Annotated in this window: 17 protein-coding genes and 1 pseudogene; 17 read left to right on the plus strand and 1 reads right to left on the minus strand. The window is 50.9% G+C overall.

The features are described 5' to 3' along the window. Positions 1–103 precede the first annotated feature (103 nt). The 11 genes from NFS31_RS09345 (at position 104) to NFS31_RS09395 (ending at position 12,301) form a co-directional block, all read left to right on the plus strand. On the plus strand, positions 104–3,592 hold the full coding sequence (locus tag NFS31_RS09345) for a DNA polymerase III subunit alpha (RefSeq protein WP_251493894.1): 3,489 nt from the start codon (positions 104–106) through the stop codon (positions 3,590–3,592). 200 nt (positions 3,593–3,792) lie between these two features. Next, positions 3,793–4,767: a 6-phosphofructokinase gene (gene pfkA / locus NFS31_RS09350; protein WP_160225686.1), complete on the plus strand. Its 975-nt coding sequence runs from the start codon at positions 3,793–3,795 to the stop codon at positions 4,765–4,767. A 129-nt stretch (positions 4,768–4,896) separates the two neighbouring features. After that, entirely contained in the window at positions 4,897–5,241 is a 345-nt protein-coding gene (locus NFS31_RS09355; RefSeq protein ID WP_251493899.1) for a DUF6145 family protein, read from the plus strand. Between the two features lie 98 nt (positions 5,242–5,339). Next, a complete protein-coding gene (dusB, locus tag NFS31_RS09360) occupies positions 5,340–6,320 on the plus strand; it encodes a tRNA dihydrouridine synthase DusB (protein ID WP_251493902.1) in 981 nt (326 codons plus the stop codon). A gap of 310 nt (positions 6,321–6,630) precedes the next feature. Continuing rightward, complete coding sequence (greA, locus tag NFS31_RS09365; protein WP_251493904.1) at positions 6,631–7,113, plus strand: transcription elongation factor GreA; 483 nt, start codon at positions 6,631–6,633, stop codon at positions 7,111–7,113. Positions 7,114–7,152: 39 nt separating this feature from the next. Continuing rightward, the gene (lysS, locus tag NFS31_RS09370) at positions 7,153–8,661 is read left to right on the plus strand and encodes a lysine--tRNA ligase (RefSeq protein ID WP_251493907.1); all 1,509 of its coding nucleotides are present in this window, start codon (positions 7,153–7,155) and stop codon (positions 8,659–8,661) included. A 201-nt stretch (positions 8,662–8,862) separates the two neighbouring features. Then, positions 8,863–9,381 (plus strand): DUF6075 family protein, encoded by a 519-nt coding sequence (locus NFS31_RS09375; protein ID WP_251493911.1) that lies wholly within the window; start codon positions 8,863–8,865, stop codon positions 9,379–9,381. Continuing rightward, positions 9,347–9,529: a hypothetical protein gene (locus NFS31_RS09380; RefSeq protein WP_251493913.1), complete on the plus strand. Its 183-nt coding sequence runs from the start codon at positions 9,347–9,349 to the stop codon at positions 9,527–9,529. The genes NFS31_RS09375 and NFS31_RS09380 overlap by 35 nt, the downstream gene beginning before the upstream one ends. Positions 9,530–9,545: 16 nt before the next feature. Next, positions 9,546–10,331 (plus strand): ParA family protein, encoded by a 786-nt coding sequence (locus tag NFS31_RS09385; RefSeq protein WP_251493916.1) that lies wholly within the window; start codon positions 9,546–9,548, stop codon positions 10,329–10,331. Next, positions 10,321–11,196 carry a ParB/RepB/Spo0J family partition protein gene (locus tag NFS31_RS09390; protein ID WP_251493917.1) on the plus strand — a complete coding sequence of 292 codons (876 nt, stop codon included), beginning with the start codon at positions 10,321–10,323 and terminating at the stop codon, positions 11,194–11,196. Before NFS31_RS09385 ends, NFS31_RS09390 begins: the two co-directional genes overlap by 11 nt. A gap of 13 nt (positions 11,197–11,209) precedes the next feature. After that, positions 11,210–12,301, plus strand: coding sequence for a DUF6017 domain-containing protein (locus NFS31_RS09395; protein ID WP_251493920.1), 1,092 nt, complete (start codon positions 11,210–11,212; stop codon positions 12,299–12,301). Positions 12,302–12,347: 46 nt separating this feature from the next. Here the strand turns inward: NFS31_RS09395 and NFS31_RS09400 are convergent, their stop codons facing one another. After that, on the minus strand, positions 12,348–12,572 hold the full coding sequence (locus NFS31_RS09400; RefSeq protein WP_251493922.1) for a helix-turn-helix domain-containing protein: 225 nt from the start codon (positions 12,570–12,572) through the stop codon (positions 12,348–12,350). 113 nt (positions 12,573–12,685) lie between these two features. Here NFS31_RS09400 and NFS31_RS09405 point away from each other — a divergent pair, with 113 nt between their 5' ends. The 6 genes and pseudogenes from NFS31_RS09405 to NFS31_RS09430 form a co-directional block, all read left to right on the plus strand. Then, a complete protein-coding gene (locus tag NFS31_RS09405; protein WP_251493929.1) occupies positions 12,686–13,009 on the plus strand; it encodes a hypothetical protein in 324 nt (107 codons plus the stop codon). Positions 13,010–13,037: 28 nt separating this feature from the next. Further along, a complete protein-coding gene (locus NFS31_RS09410; protein WP_251493933.1) occupies positions 13,038–13,406 on the plus strand; it encodes a hypothetical protein in 369 nt (122 codons plus the stop codon). Positions 13,407–13,630: 224 nt separating this feature from the next. Next, positions 13,631–14,293, plus strand: coding sequence for a hypothetical protein (locus NFS31_RS09415; RefSeq protein ID WP_251493935.1), 663 nt, complete (start codon positions 13,631–13,633; stop codon positions 14,291–14,293). 41 nt (positions 14,294–14,334) lie between these two features. Beyond that, complete coding sequence (locus tag NFS31_RS09420) at positions 14,335–14,766, plus strand: hypothetical protein (RefSeq protein WP_251493938.1); 432 nt, start codon at positions 14,335–14,337, stop codon at positions 14,764–14,766. Between the two features lie 136 nt (positions 14,767–14,902). Then, positions 14,903–15,379 (plus strand): PcfB family protein, encoded by a 477-nt coding sequence (locus NFS31_RS09425; protein WP_251493941.1) that lies wholly within the window; start codon positions 14,903–14,905, stop codon positions 15,377–15,379. Further along, positions 15,376–16,452 (plus strand): annotated as a pseudogene (locus NFS31_RS09430) (VirD4-like conjugal transfer protein, CD1115 family); the annotation flags it as partial. The gene NFS31_RS09425 and the pseudogene NFS31_RS09430, both read left to right, overlap by 4 nt. Positions 16,453–16,523 lie beyond the last annotated feature (71 nt).

Below are 16,523 nucleotides of genomic sequence, written 5' to 3' on the forward strand. Positions count from 1 at the left end.
CGGTCAGGGGAAACATGTTTCCCCTGACCGATTGAACGAACAGGCCCGCAAAAGGAGTTTTGCCGCCGGGGCGGCATGTGGGAAATTACAAAGGGGGTTTCATATGGCATTCACGCATCTGCATGTGCATACAGAATACAGCCTTCTGGACGCGTCGGCAAAGATTAAGGAGCTGACGGCCCGGGCAAAGGAACTGGGGATGGACAGCCTGGCTATCACGGATCACGGGGTGATGTACGGCGTGATTGATTTTTACCGCGCGGCGCGTGAGAACGGCGTGAAGCCGATCCTGGGGTGCGAGATCTATGTATCGCCCGGCTCGCGGTTTGACAGGGAGAATATAAGCGGGGAGGATCGGTACTACCACCTGATTCTTCTGGCGGAGAATAATCAGGGCTATGAGAATCTGATGAAGATCGTCTCCAAGGGCTTTGTGGAAGGCTTTTACTATAAGCCCAGGGTGGATTACGAGGTTCTGAGGAAATACAGCGCGGGAATCATTGCCTTAAGCGCCTGTCTGGGCGGCGAAGTGCAGCGGTATCTGGCTAGGGGGATGTACGGGGAGGCGGCTAAGGCGGCGCTCAACTACCAGGACATCTTCGGCGCGGGAAACTTTTTCCTGGAGCTGCAGGATCACGGCATCCCCATGCAGAAGACAGTGAACCAGGGGCTGATGCGCATGAGCCAGGAGCTCTCCATCCCGCTTGTGGCCACGAATGACTGCCATTACATCTATAAAGAGGATGTGGATCCCCATGATATTCTCCTCTGCATCCAAACCGGGAAAAAGGTGACGGACGAGAACCGGATGCGCTATGAGGGAGGCCAGTATTATTTAAAATCAGAGGACGAGATGCGGGCTTTGTTTCCCTACGCAGCCGAGGCGCTTGACAACACGCACCGGATCGCCGAGCGCTGCAATGTGGAGATCGAGTTCGGGGTTACAAAGCTGCCGCAGTACGATGTGCCGGACGGCTACACGTCCTGGGAGTATTTAAATAAGCTGTGCCTGGAGGGCTTTGAGAAGCGCTATCCGGATGACGACGGGAGCCTCCGGGAGCGGCTGGATTACGAGCTGGGCGTCATTCAGTCCATGGGGTATGTGGATTATTTCCTGATCGTGTGGGATTTCATCCATTTTGCGCGCTCCCATGACATCATGGTGGGGCCCGGCCGGGGCTCGGCGGCCGGGAGCATCGTCTCCTACAGCCTGGGGATCACGGATATTGACCCGGTCCGCTACCAGCTTCTGTTTGAGCGATTCCTGAACCCGGAGCGCGTGTCCATGCCGGATATTGATATTGACTTCTGCTTTGAGCGCAGGCAGGAGGTGATCGACTATGTGGTGCAGAAATACGGCAAGGACCGGGTGGTGCAGATTGTGACATTCGGTACGCTGGCGGCCAAGGGCGTGGTGCGCGATGTGGGGCGGGCCCTGGATATGCCGTACGCCAGGTGCGATGCCATTGCCAGGATGATCCCCGGGGATCTGGGGATGACGCTGGACAAGGCCCTAAAGGCCAGCCCGGATTTGAGAAATGCGTATGAGAGCGACGGGGAGGTTAAATATCTGATCGATATGAGCAAGCGCCTTGAGGGCCTGCCGCGCCACACCTCCATGCACGCCGCGGGGGTGGTGATCAGCCGTACCTCTGTGGATGAATATGTGCCCCTGTCGCGCGCGGCCGACGGTTCGATCACCACGCAGTTCACGATGACGACCCTGGAGGAGCTGGGGCTTTTGAAAATGGATTTCCTGGGCCTGCGCACCCTGACCGTGATCCAGAACGCCGTGCGCCTGGCCGAGGGGGCGAACCATATTTCCATTGATTTAAATGCCATTGACTACAATGACCGGCGCGTCCTGGAATCCATCGGGACCGGGAAGAATGACGGCGTGTTCCAGCTCGAGAGCTCGGGGATGAAGAGCTTCATGAAGGAGTTAAAGCCAGAAAACTTAGAGGATATCATTGCCGGGATCTCCCTGTACCGTCCGGGCCCCATGGATTTTATCCCCCGGTATTTAAAGGGAAAGAATGACCGCGCCTCCATCACCTACGAGTGCCCGCAGCTTGAACCGATCCTGGCCCCCACGTACGGCTGTATCGTGTACCAGGAGCAGGTGATGCAGATTGTGCGGGATCTGGCGGGCTATACGCTGGGCCGGAGCGATCTCGTGCGCCGCGCCATGTCAAAGAAAAAAAGCTCTGTGATGGAAAAGGAGCGCCAGAATTTCGTCTACGGAAATGAGGCCGAGGGCGTAAAGGGCTGCATCGCCAACGGGATCGATGAGAAGACGGCGAACCACATCTATGACGAGATGATTGATTTCGCCAAATATGCCTTTAACAAGTCGCACGCCGCGGCCTATGCCGTCGTCTCCTACCAGACCGCGTATTTAAAATACTATTATCCGGTCGAATTCATGGCGGCTCTGATGACTTCTGTCAAGGACAATGTGTCAAAAGTGTCGGAATATATCATGAGCTGCCGGAAAATGGGCATGAAGATCGTCCCGCCGGACATCAACGAGGGCGTGGGCGGCTTCTCCGTGTCAGACGGCTCCATCCGCTATGGGTTATCCGCGATCAAGAGCATCGGCCAGTCCGTGGTGGACGAGATCGTAAGCGAGCGCGAAACGCGCGGCCCGTTTTACTCGCTGGAGGATTTTATTGAGCGGATGAAAGGCAAGGACATCAATAAGCGGACGCTGGAAAGCTTTATCAAATCCGGGGCCATGGACAGCCTTCCCGGGACAAGAAAGCAGAAATTCATCGTCTCCGGCCAGCTTTTGGATCAGAAAAACAAGGAAAAGCGCACCTCCATAGAAGGCCAGCTCTCGCTGTTTGATTTTGCCGCCAAAGAGGACAGGCCAAGCTTCCAGATTCAGTTCCCCGCGGTCGGGGAATACACAAAGGACGAGCTGCTGGCCTTTGAAAAGGAGATCCTGGGCGTCTACATCAGCGGCCACCCTCTGGAGGCATATATCAGTCTCTGGGAGAAAAACATTACGGCAAAGACCTCGGATTTCGCGGTGGACGAGGAAACCGGCGAGGCGGCGGTAAAGGACGGGACGTATGCGACCATCGGCGGCATGATTACCGGAAAGACCGTAAAGACCACCCGCGCGAACCAGATGATGGCCTTTGTGACCATTGAGGATCTGGCCGGCAGCGTCGAGGTGCTGGTCTTCCCCAGAGACTACGAAAAGCGCAGGGATTTGCTGAACCAGGACGAAAAGCTTTTTATCCGCGGCCGCGTCTCCATCGGCGACGACCCGGTGGGAAAGCTGATCTGCGAGGATATCATACCCTTTGACGCGGCGCCGAGAGAACTGTGGATCCAGTATACAGATAAGGAGGCGTATCTGGCGGATGAGAAGGCGCTTCTTGACATGCTCCGGATGCAGGAGGGGCCGGATCGGGTCATGATCTATCTGGGCCGCGAGCGTGCAAAAAAGGCGCTGCCCGCCAACTGGAATGTGAAGGCGGACGGAGCGCTTTTAGAGGTGCTGGGGAAGCGGCTGGGGGAGGGAAATGTGAAGGTTGTGGAGAAAAATCTGATGTTTCAGGGAAGGCAGGGGCGGAGGTGATTCGTGAGAGGGCCGTTCCGTGTAAGCGCTCGTTCCACCGGGAGAAGCAATGCGTCTGAAAATGTGCGGAAAGCTCTTGAAAAGCAACAGGAAATGCATTAGAATATATGAGATTGAAAGGGAATATGATTTTTTATAACCATCACATATTTACGATTCGCTCCCCGCATCCGGCGGAGCGGTAAGACGGAGGAGATACTATGGCAAAAGAGGTAAAGACAATCGGCGTACTGACCAGCGGCGGCGATGCGCCGGGGATGAATGCAGCGATCCGCGCGGTAGTCAGGACAGCGCTCAACAAGGGACTGAAGGTAAAGGGCATCATGCGCGGCTACGCGGGCCTTCTTCAGGAAGAAATTGTGGACATGAACGGAAAGAGCGTGGCGGATATCATCGGCCGCGGGGGCACGATTCTTTACACGGCGAGATGCCCGGAATTTACGACGCCCGAGGGCCAGCAGCTTGGGGCGGATATGTGCAGGAAGCACGGAATTGACGGCCTGGTGGTGATCGGAGGGGACGGATCCTACAGGGGCGCCGGAAAGCTGTCCGCCCTGGGCGTGAATACCGTGGGCCTTCCGGGTACGATCGATCTGGACATCGCATGTACGGATTATACGATTGGATTTGACACGGCGATCAATACGGCTATGGAGGCGATTGACAAGGTGCGCGATACCTCCACATCCCACGAGCGCTGCAGTATCATTGAAGTGATGGGGCGCCACGCCGGATATATCGCCCTGTGGTGCGGCATTGCCAACGGCGCGGAGGATATCCTGCTGCCGGAGCGCTATGACGGGAACGAGCAGATCCTGATTAACCGGATTATTGAAAACCGCAAGCGCGGCAAGAAGCATCATATTATTATCAATGCAGAGGGCATCGGCCATTCGGCTTCCATGGCGCGGCGGATTGAGGCGGCGACCGGGCTGGAGACGAGGGCGACCATCCTGGGCTACATGCAGCGCGGCGGCTCCCCGACGTGTAAAGACCGGGTTTACGCCTCCATTATGGGCGCAAAGGCGGTGCAGATTCTCCATGAGGGCAGGACAAACCGGGCGGTTGCGTATAAGCACGGCGAGTTTACGGATTTTGATATCCAGGAGGCCCTGAACATGAAAAAGGACATCCCGGAGGATCAGTTTGAGATCAGCAAGCTTTTAGTGCGTTGAGAAAATGGTCCGTAACCGCTGAGATAGCTTTTGACGGTTATAGCGGTTCAGTGTCTTAAAGGTTATGTGCGAAGGCGGGGCATTGCGTCTGCAGGGATGCCTTTGCCGCTGCCGGAACGGAGTCGGGACATGGAAAATACGGTGCTGTGCGGCGCAAATTCCTATGTGGAAAAATTTTATTTTAACGAACGGTTTGCCGGGATTCCGGAGGGCGTAAAGGAGGAGCTTAAGGCGGCCTGCGTCCTGTTTACGGAAGATGTCGGCGGCGCGCTGATGCTGGAGTTTACGCCGGAAGGGCGGCTTTTATTCCGGGTAGAGGCAGAGGAAAACGACTATCTGTTTGACGAGATCGGGAGCGCTTTGAAAATCAAACAGTATCAGAAGGAAATGAGAGAGCTTTTAGAGTCTCTGGAAGCGTATTATAAGATTTTTATTTTGGGCCTTTGTGAGGATGAGGCTCTTAGGAACTGTTAAGAAATAACTTTTTAACAGTGCGTCGGATTTTTTTCGGGAGCGCTGCCTGAACAGTCAGATGTATTGGTGCAGAGGGATGAAAGGAAAGGTGGAAAGGGATGGAGCTGACAATTGGAAATGTCCGCTTAGAGAGCGGCGTTGTGCTGGCCCCTATGGCGGGCGTGACGGATCTTCCTTTTCGTCTCCTGTGCAGGGAACAGGGCTGCGGCCTGACATATACAGAGATGGTGAGCGCAAAGGCGCTTCTTTATAACAACCGCAATACAGGTCCCCTGCTTGAGGCCGCGCCGGGAGAGGGGCCGCTGGCCGTACAGCTCTTTGGCTCGGATCCGGATATCATGAGCGAGATGGCGCTGCGCCTGGAGGAAGGCCCTTACTCCATAATTGATGTAAATATGGGCTGCCCGGTTCCTAAGATCGTAAAAAACGGAGAGGGATCGGCCCTTATGAGAAACCCGGAGCTGGCGTCAAGGATTTTAAAGGCAATGGTGAGAAAGCTCCATAAGCCGGTTACAGTCAAATTCCGGAAGGGTTTTACAGAGGAGACGGCGAACGCCGTCGAGTTTGCCAAAATGGCGGAAGACTGCGGCGTGGCGGCCGTGGCGGTCCATGGAAGGACAAGGGAGCAGTTTTACTCAGGAAAGGCCGACTGGGACGTGATCCGCAGGGTAAAGGAGGCGGTTTCCATCCCTGTCATCGGAAACGGCGATATCTTTGGGCCGGAGGATGCGAAACAGATGCAGGAGGAGACAGGCTGCGACGGCCTGATGGTGGCGCGCGGGGCCCGGGGGAATCCATGGATTTTCAGGCGGATCCGCCATTATCTTGCCACAGGAAAGCTCCTTCCCGGCCCGGCGCCGGATGAGATAAAGGCCATGATCCTGCGTCACGGCCGCCTTCAGGCAGAATATAAGGGGGAGATGGCCGGAATACGCGAGATGCGCAAGCACGTTGCCTGGTATACATCGGGATATCCCCATTCCGCGGCGCTGCGCAATGAGATTAACCAGGTGTCGTCCATGGAGGAGCTGAACCGGCTGATAAGTGAGAGGATGCAGCGGGACGGCGAGGGATTGTAAATGGCCGTAAGCCGTAACGGTTCAGCGGTGATCCGAACCGTTATGGCGGAGTAAGCGTTCAGACAGGTCTGCGCATCTGTTTAGCTGACCGTACGAAAGTGCAGCGGCCGCAGCCATACGGCGCGGGGGACTGTCCAATTCTTGACAAGGGTGTAAGGATCAGTTATAATAATGCGATGCAATATCAGGCGGCGTTTCAGCGCGGCCCTCCAGAGTATCCGGACGGCGCTGTTTCAGGCCGTCCGGATCGTTGCGAATCGAATCAGAATCCGGAAACGGATGTTTATTATAAGAAGGAAGGGTAACTGTAATGGCAGAAAAGAAGAACATTTTAACTTACGCAGGTCTGAAACAGTATGAGGATGAGCTTCACGATCTGAAGGTGAATAAGCGCAGGGAGATTGCGGCCAAGATTAAGGAAGCAAGAGAGCAGGGCGATCTCTCGGAGAATGCGGAGTACGATGCGGCCAAGGATGAGCAGAGGGACATTGAGGCGCGGATCGAGACGCTCGAAAAGCTCCTTAAAAACGCTGAGGTCGTAGTGGAGGACGAGATTGATTTAGATAAAATCAGCATCGGATGTAAGGTAAAGCTTCTCGATGTGGAGGAGGATGAGGAGATGGAATTCCGCATCGTAGGTTCCACAGAGGCCAACAGCCTTCAGAATAAAATTTCCAATGAGTCCCCGGTGGGCCACGCGCTGCTGGGCAGAAAGGCCGGCGAGACGGTGGAGGTCGAGACGCAGGCCGGAACGATTCAGTATAAAATCCTCGAGATCCAGAGGGTATCATAGGAGTTATAAGTCATACAGTTCACAAAGGAGTGGAAGAAAGTGGCAGAGCAGAATCAGCAGAACAAGAAGGAAGAGCAGGATTTAAATCAGTTGCTGAAGGTCCGCCGGGAAAAGCTGGCCGAGCTTCAGAGCAGTGGAAAGGATCCTTTTCAGATTACAAAATTTGACGTAACCGCGCACAGCACGGATGCCAAAGAGCATTTTGAGGAGATGGAAGGAAAGGAAGTCTCCATCGCGGGCCGTATGATGGCCAAACGCGTGATGGGCAAGGCATCCTTCTGTAATGTCCAGGATTTGAAGGGAAATATCCAGTCCTATGTTGCAAGGGACAGCATCGGCGAGGAGTCCTATAAGGAATTCAAAAAGCTGGATATCGGAGATATCATCGGCATTACAGGCACTGTTTTCAAGACGAAAACAGGCGAGATCTCGATCCATGCAGAGTCCGTGGTCCTTCTCACAAAAAGCCTGCAGATTCTGCCGGAGAAATTCCATGGCCTTACGAACACGGATATGCGCTACCGCCAGCGCTATGTGGATCTGATCATGAATCCGGAGGTAAAGGACACATTTATCAAGCGCTCCCGCATTTTAAAGGAAATCCGCAGCTTCCTGGACGGGCGGGGCTTTATGGAGGTGGAGACGCCGATGCTGGTGTCCAATGCAGGCGGCGCGGCGGCCAGGCCATTTTCCACCCACTACAACGCGCTGGACGAGGATGTAAAGCTGCGCATCTCGCTGGAGCTGTATCTAAAGAGGCTGATTGTGGGCGGCTTAGAGCGCGTATACGAGATTGGGCGCGTGTTCCGCAATGAAGGCGTGGACACCCGGCATAACCCGGAGTTTACCCTCATGGAGCTGTACCAGGCCTATACGGATTATGAGGGCATGATGGAGCTGACAGAGAGCATGTTCCGCTATCTGGCGGAGACGGTATGCGGGAGCGCGGTGTTAAGCTATAATGACACGGTGATCGATATGTCAAAGCCATTCGAGAGGCTGACGATGATCGACGCGGTAAAGAAATATGCCGGCGTGGATTTCAGCGTGGTGACAACGGACGAGGAGGCAAGGGTCCTGGCAGATCAGCACCATGTGGAGTATGAAGCGCGCCACAAAAAGGGCGATATTATCAGCCTGTTCTTTGAGGAATTCTGCGAGGAACATCTGATCCAGCCCACCTTTGTGCTGGATCACCCGATTGAGATTTCCCCGCTCACCAAGAAAAAGCCGGGCAATCCCGAACTGGTGGAACGGTTTGAGCTCTTCATCTATGGGCGGGAGATGTGCAACGCCTACTCGGAGTTAAATGATCCGCTTGACCAGAGAGAGCGGTTTAAGGCCCAGGAAGAAGCCTTCGCCGCCGGCGACGAGGAGGCGAACCATACGGATGAAGATTTTTTGAATGCATTGGAGATCGGAATGCCTCCGACGGGCGGGATCGGATACGGAATTGACAGGCTGGTGATGCTGCTTACGGATTCTTATGCGATACGGGATGTGATTTTGTTCCCGACGATGAAAACTTTGGGTAAAGAAAATCAGTAAAATCAAGGGTTTCAGCGATTTTGGGTTGTGATTTACTACAAATTTACTACAAATTTGCTACGCATAATACGTGATAATACTGAATAATACGTTTTTGCGGCATTCAATTTTATAGGGTATGTACCTTTAGGACACTTTCCAAGTGAGAATTTGGGAGTGTCCTTTTGTTATGGTCAAAATATAAAATTGGAGGTAGAAAGGATGAACAACACAGCGTTAAGAGCAGGTGCGCAGAGCGCCAACAACACACACATGGTTTTTGCAAACGAGGAACATGAGAAGTTTTATTATGAGAAACTGGAAAAGGCGAGGTATCAGGACTGCTACCACAAGGCGTTGATTTACATTCTCGGAATTTCTGAGGACACAAGGAATCATTTCAGCCAGATTTACGATATCAAGTCCGGGTACATCAAAACAGAGTGTCTGCATCAGGGCTGGCAGACAAGCGGCAGTGTCCGGGTGGTAAGGCTTGCCTTTAACCTTTACACGGACGGAACGCCAAGTGTTGATGATTATAAGCGCAAGGACGAGCAGATAGGCGAGTGCAGGGGATATTCCGTAAGCGATATTTTCTGCTGCGGCTATGCGATGTACTTCTGGCAGGGCATCAAGCTCCGTTACCCGGAATACTGCCAGAAACAGCGGTCTGTTGAGGAAATCCTTGCAGAAATGGAGAAGAAACGTGCTGAAAATTCGACTGATGGGAACGAAGAATGATATTAAGTGGTTCGAGAAGCTCCTGCAAAAACAGCCTAAAGTGGCTGTGACGGAAGTTTCCGAGCTGTACCGGAACAAGGGTACAAACAGGTATTACCGGGCTTATGTGGAAGTGCAGAAAGCCAACATCAAAGAAAAATTTAACTAAACGGAGGAATAAGACCATGTGTAAAGTGATAGCGATAGCAAACCAGAAAGGCGGTGTCGGCAAGACCACCACAACGAGCAGCCTGGGGATCGGGCTGGCAAAACAGGGAAAGAAAGTATTAGTAATAGATGCGGACGCACAGGGCAGCTTGACCGCAAGCCTAGGCTTCACGGAGCCGGACAAGCTGGATGTCACCCTTGCGAACGTATTGGAAAAGGTTATCAACGATGAAGAAATGGAGTCGGATTACGGTATCTTGAAGCATGAGGAAGGCATTGACCTGATGCCGGGGAACATTGAGCTGTCCGGTCTGGAGGTTTCCCTTGTGAATGTGATGAGCCGGGAGATTATGCTGCGCTCCTATGTGGAGAGGTTAAAGGACGGGTACGATTACATTTTAATCGACTGTATGCCCTCTTTGGGGATGATTACCATAAATGCCTTTGCCTGTGCCGACAGCATACTCATTCCGGTTCAGGCGGCATACCTGCCCGTGAAAGGCTTGGAACAGCTTATCAAGACCATAGGCAAGGTAAAGAGGCAGATTAACCCGAAACTGGAGATTGAGGGTATTCTGTTGACAATGGTAGACAACCGCACGAACTACGCAAGGGATATTACGGCGCTGCTTATCGAAACCTATGGAAGCAGGGTGCGGATATTCGAGAATAGCATACCGATGTCGGTGAGGGCGGCGGAAACGTCCGCAGAGGGCGTGAGCATTTACGAGCATGACCCAAAAGGCAAGGTTGCCGGGGCATACAAGTCCTTGACGAAGGAGGTGCTTGTCAATGGGCAGTAAGGCAGGGAGCGCATCAAAAGTCAGATTGAACAGTTTTGATGATTTATTTGGCGGCACAGGAGACACATCAGGGGAGCAGATTATCCATGCGAAGCTGGCGGATTTACATACATTTAAAGGACACCCGTTCCGTGTCCTTGATGATGAAAAAATGGAGGAAACCACGGAGAGTATCGGCAGATATGGTGTGCTTGTACCCGGAATTGTGAGGCCGAGGGAGGGCGGCGGCTATGAGATCATAGCCGGACACCGCAGGAAACGGGGGTCGGAAATGGCGGGGCTTGACACGATGCCCGTCATTGTCAGGAACTATACAGACGATGAAGCTACGATCATCATGGTGGATTCCAATATCCAGAGGGAGGACATTTTACCGAGCGAAAAAGCGAAGGCATATGCCATGAAATACGAAGCTATGAAGCACCAGGGCAGCAAAGGCGGCAGCACCCTTGACGAAGTGGGGGAAGCTGCCGGGGAAAGCGGAAAGACCGTGCAGAGGTATGTGTGGCTTGCAAGGCTTTCTGATGAGCTGCTTGGCATGGTGGACGCAAAAAAGATAGGGATAGCGCAGGGTGTTGACATTTCTTTTCTTTCAGAAGAACAGCAGCAGTATGTAACCGTCATTCTCCAGGAAACGGGCGCATCGGTTTCCAATGCGCAGGCGGCAAAGCTGAAGGAATACGGAAAAGGCGGCGAGCTGACTCTGGCAATGGTTAGGCTGATATTGTCGGAGGAAAAGCCGAAGGAGAGGAAAGTAACGATTAAAGGCGATAAGATAAGCAGATATTTTTCGGAGGATTATTCCAATGATGATATAGAAAGCATCATTATCCAGCTTTTGGAGGAATGGCAGAATAACCAGTAAAGGGGGCGGCAGAATGGGCGAGCCATTGAAATTCAATTATTACTATGGCGTAGAAGCAGAGCAGTTTTCTTTTTACCGTGTTCCCCGCCTGCTGATTAAAGATGAGCGTTTTAAGGGGCTTAGCAGCGATGCTAAGCTCCTGTATGGACTGATGCTTGACCGGATGTCGCTTTCCATGAAAAACGGGTGGCTGGACGATGAAAACCGGGCATATATTATTTATGCCGTAGAGAATATCATGGAAGATTTGGGATGTTCAAAGCCTACCTGCATAAAAGTTATCCGTGAATTGGATGCGGATAATGGAATCGGGCTGATTGAGAAAAAGCGCAGGGGGCTTGGAAAGCCTGACATCATATATGTGAAAAATTTTGCTTCCGTGCCGGGAAAAGAAAGCGGCGTAGAGGCTGTAAATACTGATTTTTCCACAGAAGTAAAGAATCTTTACTTCAAGAAGGAAAGAACTTTGACTTCTGAAAGTAAAAAATCTGAACTTCTGGAAGTAAAGGAAACTGACTTGAAGAGGGAAAATAATTTGACTTCTGGAAGTAAAGAAACTGGACTTCAAGAAGTAAAAAGATTTGCCCCTAATTATAACAATCCTAACTATAACGATCAGAACCATACGGATATGAGTTATCCCAATCCTATCAATCAATCCGTGGGAGATGTGGATAGCGCTGGAACACAGGGAAAATCTGATACGATTGATGGGATAGATGAAGCAGGCGCATATATGGCTCTTATCCGTAAAAATCTGGAATACGAACACCACATGAGGTACGATGGGAATGACGATAAGGAGATGTATGAGGAAATTTATGAAACCGTCTGTGATGTGGTATGCGTGAAGCGCAGGACAATCCGCATTAACGGGGAGGATTACCCTTACGAGCTTGTGAAATCTCGCTTCCTGAAACTGAACAGCAGCCATGTGGAGTATGTCATGGGCTGTATGAAGGAAACCACAACAAAGATCACCAACATCAGGGCATATCTGATTACGGCACTTTACAATGCCCCCTCAACCATGAGCCATTACTACCAGCAGGAGGTTCAGCACGATATGTATGGCGGTGGGTGGGCAGAAAAGGGAATCACTTAACGGACTTCTGGACACAATGTCCAGAGGTGCAAAAAAACAGAGCAGTTTATTCTTTCGTCTGCTCTGTATCCGGTGTAAATTCAGCGATGTCATTCAGGGAAAAGCCCTCGCCTAAGATATTCAGTATCATGTTCAGTGTGTGGGTGGTGACGGACTGGTTATTTTTCAGCCGTTGGATCTGTGACCGGCTGACACCGTGGCGGGTATAAAGGCTGTACTGGCTGATCCCATTTTCCTTTAAAGTTTGAAAAAGTTTGTCGAATCTAATCATAATTTGCGATATTTCCCTCCATTCCTCGCTTGAATATGTTTTATTATGCCCCTATAATGGAGATGGTTATAGTTACTAAAAATGGAGATGGAAAGGAAAAGGAGTACAACAGGATGGATAAAAAAGAACTGCGGAAAAGATATGAGGAACTGGATGGAATGGGAAAAGCATTGCTGCTGGAAAAACTTGCTTTCTGTAAATTTGCAGACCATTATGATTTTGAAAATTATTTCAGGGCAGGGGAATTAAAGGACAGTGAACTGCTCTGCCTTGCCGGTTTCCTCTATCATCATGAATGTTTCCTGATGCTGATGGATATTATGAACCAATATAAAGAAAGGTTTATCTTCGCTGACACTTCCCTTTTGCGGGAGTTTGAGCCGGATGAAACCCTTATGGAGAGGATGGCAAGGCTTGACATTCTGCCATGGGTATAGAAAATATGTGTAAGGAGATGAAAGGCTTATGGATAAAAAAGCATACATTACAGAGAAAGAACGGGAAAAATGCTGGAGAGTGGTGGATGCCTTTGCGGAGCTGGAAGATGTGGACGTTGTGGTGGTTGATGTTGGCAGATATGGCTTCGTAAAGCTGCAATATTATACGCCGCCAACAGGATTTGAGAATGATTTTACTTTCACGGACAGCCAGGCGCTGTTTAATGACCTGTGGGAAGAATGGCTGCATACACAGCTCATCATGCTTGCGAGGAAAATGAAAATAGAGGATATTGACTATGATGATATTTTCAGGCAGTTACCGGAAGAAAAGCAGAATGAACTTATGGGCAGGAAGCAGCATTTCGCAGAAGCAGCGGGAGTAGAAATAAAATGAGCCTGACAGAGCGTGGCGGGTGGCACTTTCAGCCTTGTTGGAAATGTGATTATCTTTTCAATCACATTTCCGGCAAGGTTTCCAGGGGTACGGGGGTGGAAGACCCCTGTATTAAAAAAAGATAAATACAGAACAGCGTAAGGGCGGTTATGAGTCAGTAGATTTGTAGCTGCCCTTTTTATTGTTTCCGGTCAGCGCAGCGGGAAACGGGAAAGGAGATAGAAATGGAATCATTGCGGGATGTCAGGCGGGTAATGGAGCGTGAAGCGAAAAAGGGGAGCTGCCCGCTTATGTTTGACAGGCTGGAGTTTGGCGGCAAGCCTTTCCAGCCCATTACATCGGAGGAAAAGCTGGACGAGGCGCTTGCTTATCTGCTGAGGTTAAGATCATTCCGGCGGTATGCAGAGAAAACCATAATCAACAACGTGTATATGGATTTGGATATTCTCTGCAAAAAGCCGCAGTTTAAGCGTACCCATTCCGTCATAGACCGGGAGGGGATTTATGCGAGGGTGCAGCGTTACAAGAAGCGGTTACAGCCGGATTATGAAAGCGGGCTTTGTCTGGAAACGGTGCGGTGTATCTTCACGCTTCCAGAAGGGGAGGCGAAGAAATGCCGCATGACACATGACGGACAGGAAACCTATGCGTTTATCATGTCAAACAAATATATCCTCGGCTTGTTTACCCATTGTGAAGCGGCAAGGAAATCCGTTGTTTCGGATGGGGTGGAATACGGACACCTTACGGAGCCGGAGCAGAGGATTGTGCTGCTTGACGGTGTGGGCGATGTGCTGTTCCAGGCATTATTGCTTGATGATGTGGGGTATACGGGCAATGAGCTGTCTGCGAACCTGCACACAATCTACTGCTTAAATGAAAAATGATAACTTCTGGACACGATGTCCAGAGGTGGAAAGGAAGAAGAATGGAAAAGGTGGATTTTCAGAAAAAAGCGGTCGTGGCATTATTGGGGAAAATAGCGGAAGCCTGTGGGAAAGCGGGCGTGAATCCCAACATTACTGTTTCCACAAGGCGTAGTGTTACCTGCTTTCAGTTAAGGAGGAGGGGCAACTGTATACAGGTTTCGGTAAAACAGTCAGGAGAGATGAATTATTTTCTTTCGGATATGCGGGGAAAGTGCAGCGGAAGGAAAATTTATTACCAGCTCTGCCTGGAGGACAGCCATGAACGGATCATAGAGAAATTTGCCGCTGATTTTGGCAGGCTCTATCAAGATTTCCTGACCGCTGACAGCCTTTGCGGGTTTACCGGAATCTGTTTATCCCATGATACGGATGCAGAAATGGAATTAAAGGGATATGAGGATTATATCAGGACAGAGTGCCTGTTACCGTAACTTTTGGACATGATGTCCAGAAGTGGAAAGGAGAACTATGGCGTATTTTAAAGTGAAGATTGTCTATGACATTATCTGCCGGGGGATTCCGCCTTAGTACATGAATTTTCCCGGAAATATAACAGGGAGGTGCTTCATGCAGGAGGAAGTGACACAAAAAACGATTGCCCTTGTGATAAAGACGGCAAAGCTGGATGCCAACGTGCTGAAAGCGGCGATGAAGATGTACCTGAACCACCGTAAGCAGAAAGCGCAGAGAACGCATGGAAAAACTTCTGTGAAAAAGCTCATTGGAGAGGGCGTGGGGGCATCGTCCATCGAAATCACGGACGGCAACATCAAGTCTTTTGAGCGTGTGGCAAAAAAGTATAATGTTGATTTTGCCATAAAGAAAGACAAGACAACCGTACCGCCAAAATATGTGGTGCTTTTCAAGGGCAGGGATGCAGACGCAATCGCACAGGCATTCAAAGAATTTGTTTATGGTAATGAGAAAAAGAAAGGCAGGGTTTCCCTGCGGGAGAAACTGAACCATTTCAAGGACGCAGTATCGCAGGACAAGAACCGGGAACGGAGCCGGGAGAAAAACAAGGACAGGGGGCAGAGCCTATGAGCAATATCATAAACGGCATAGCCAAAGACTTAAAATCCATTCCTGAAAATATCAAGGCAAAGACCGGGAATGTAGACAAAAAGAAACTTGTCCTGATGAACCTCCCCTATGTGCTTGCCGGATACTTCTGTGACAAGATAGCGTGTTTGTGGCGGGTATCGCCGGGGCAGGACGCTTCCGCAAAGATGATGGAGGTCATGGCGGGGTTGGAAGGCTTGTTTTCCAATCCCCTGCCGAGTTTCTATCCGGTGGATCTTCTGATCGGGGTGTGCTGCGGCATCGCTTTAAGGCTTGTGGTATATTTCAAAGCCAAGAACGCCAAGAAGTTCCGGCATGGCACGGAGTACGGCTCCGCAAGGTGGGGCAACGCAAAGGACATAGAGCCTTACATGGATTCTGTGTTTGAGAACAATATCCTGCTGACGCAGACGGAGAGGCTGATGATGTCAGGCAGGCCGAAACAGCCAAAATATGCAAGGAATAAAAATATCCTTGTGATAGGCGGTTCCGGCTCCGGCAAGACCAGGTTTTTTGTGAAACCGAACCTGATGCAGATGCACAGCTCATTCGTGGTGACTGACCCGAAAGGCACCGTTTTATGCGAGGTCGGAAAGATGCTGAAGCGGGGAAAATATAAGATAAAAGTCCTCAATACCATAAACTTCGCAAAGTCCATGCACTACAACCCTTTCGCCTATTTACGGAGTGAAAAGGACATTTTGAAACTTGTAAACACGATTATTGTCAACACCAAAGGGGAGGGGCAGCAATCCGGCGAGGATTTCTGGGTGAAAGCGGAAAAGCTGTATTACACGGCGCTTATCGCCTATATCTGGTATGAAGCCCCGGAGGAAGAACAGAATTTCGCCATGCTGATTGATATGATTGACGCAAGCGAAGCGAGGGAAGATGACGAAAATTTTAAAAATGCCGTTGACCTGCTGTTTGACGAACTGGAGGAAAAAGACCCGAACCACTTCGCTGTCCGCCAGTATAAAAAGTACAAACTTGCGGCGGGCAAGACAGCTAAATCTATCCTGATTAGCTGCGGCGCAAGGTTAGCGCCATTTGACAGTGCAGCGACACGTTGTCGCATATAAACTTTGCGTAGGATTTTCCTGCAAAGAGGTAAAAGTGACGGAAA

It is taken from the genome of Otoolea muris (assembly GCF_943193115.1).
Lineage (GTDB): Bacteria > Bacillota > Clostridia > Lachnospirales > Lachnospiraceae > Otoolea > Otoolea muris.

Bases quoted from the DNA above. Each gene is read 5' to 3' on its own strand.
- NFS31_RS09355 (WP_251493899.1), top strand. From the start codon at position 4,897: ATGGAAAATACGGTGCTGTGCGGCGCAAATTCCTATGTGGAAAAATTT.
- NFS31_RS09385 (WP_251493916.1), top strand. From the start codon at position 9,546: ATGTGTAAAGTGATAGCGATAGCAAACCAGAAAGGCGGTGTCGGCAAG.
- NFS31_RS09395 (WP_251493920.1), top strand. From the start codon at position 11,210: ATGGGCGAGCCATTGAAATTCAATTATTACTATGGCGTAGAAGCAGAG.
- NFS31_RS09345 (WP_251493894.1), top strand. From the start codon at position 104: ATGGCATTCACGCATCTGCATGTGCATACAGAATACAGCCTTCTGGAC.
- NFS31_RS09420 (WP_251493938.1), top strand. From the start codon at position 14,335: ATGGAAAAGGTGGATTTTCAGAAAAAAGCGGTCGTGGCATTATTGGGG.
- NFS31_RS09425 (WP_251493941.1), top strand. From the start codon at position 14,903: ATGCAGGAGGAAGTGACACAAAAAACGATTGCCCTTGTGATAAAGACG.
- NFS31_RS09415 (WP_251493935.1), top strand. From the start codon at position 13,631: ATGGAATCATTGCGGGATGTCAGGCGGGTAATGGAGCGTGAAGCGAAA.
- NFS31_RS09390 (WP_251493917.1), top strand. From the start codon at position 10,321: ATGGGCAGTAAGGCAGGGAGCGCATCAAAAGTCAGATTGAACAGTTTT.
- NFS31_RS09400 (WP_251493922.1), bottom strand. From the start codon at position 12,572: ATGATTAGATTCGACAAACTTTTTCAAACTTTAAAGGAAAATGGGATC.
- NFS31_RS09405 (WP_251493929.1), top strand. From the start codon at position 12,686: ATGGATAAAAAAGAACTGCGGAAAAGATATGAGGAACTGGATGGAATG.
- NFS31_RS09375 (WP_251493911.1), top strand. From the start codon at position 8,863: ATGAACAACACAGCGTTAAGAGCAGGTGCGCAGAGCGCCAACAACACA.
- dusB (WP_251493902.1), top strand. From the start codon at position 5,340: ATGGAGCTGACAATTGGAAATGTCCGCTTAGAGAGCGGCGTTGTGCTG.
- greA (WP_251493904.1), top strand. From the start codon at position 6,631: ATGGCAGAAAAGAAGAACATTTTAACTTACGCAGGTCTGAAACAGTAT.
- pfkA (WP_160225686.1), top strand. From the start codon at position 3,793: ATGGCAAAAGAGGTAAAGACAATCGGCGTACTGACCAGCGGCGGCGAT.
- NFS31_RS09410 (WP_251493933.1), top strand. From the start codon at position 13,038: ATGGATAAAAAAGCATACATTACAGAGAAAGAACGGGAAAAATGCTGG.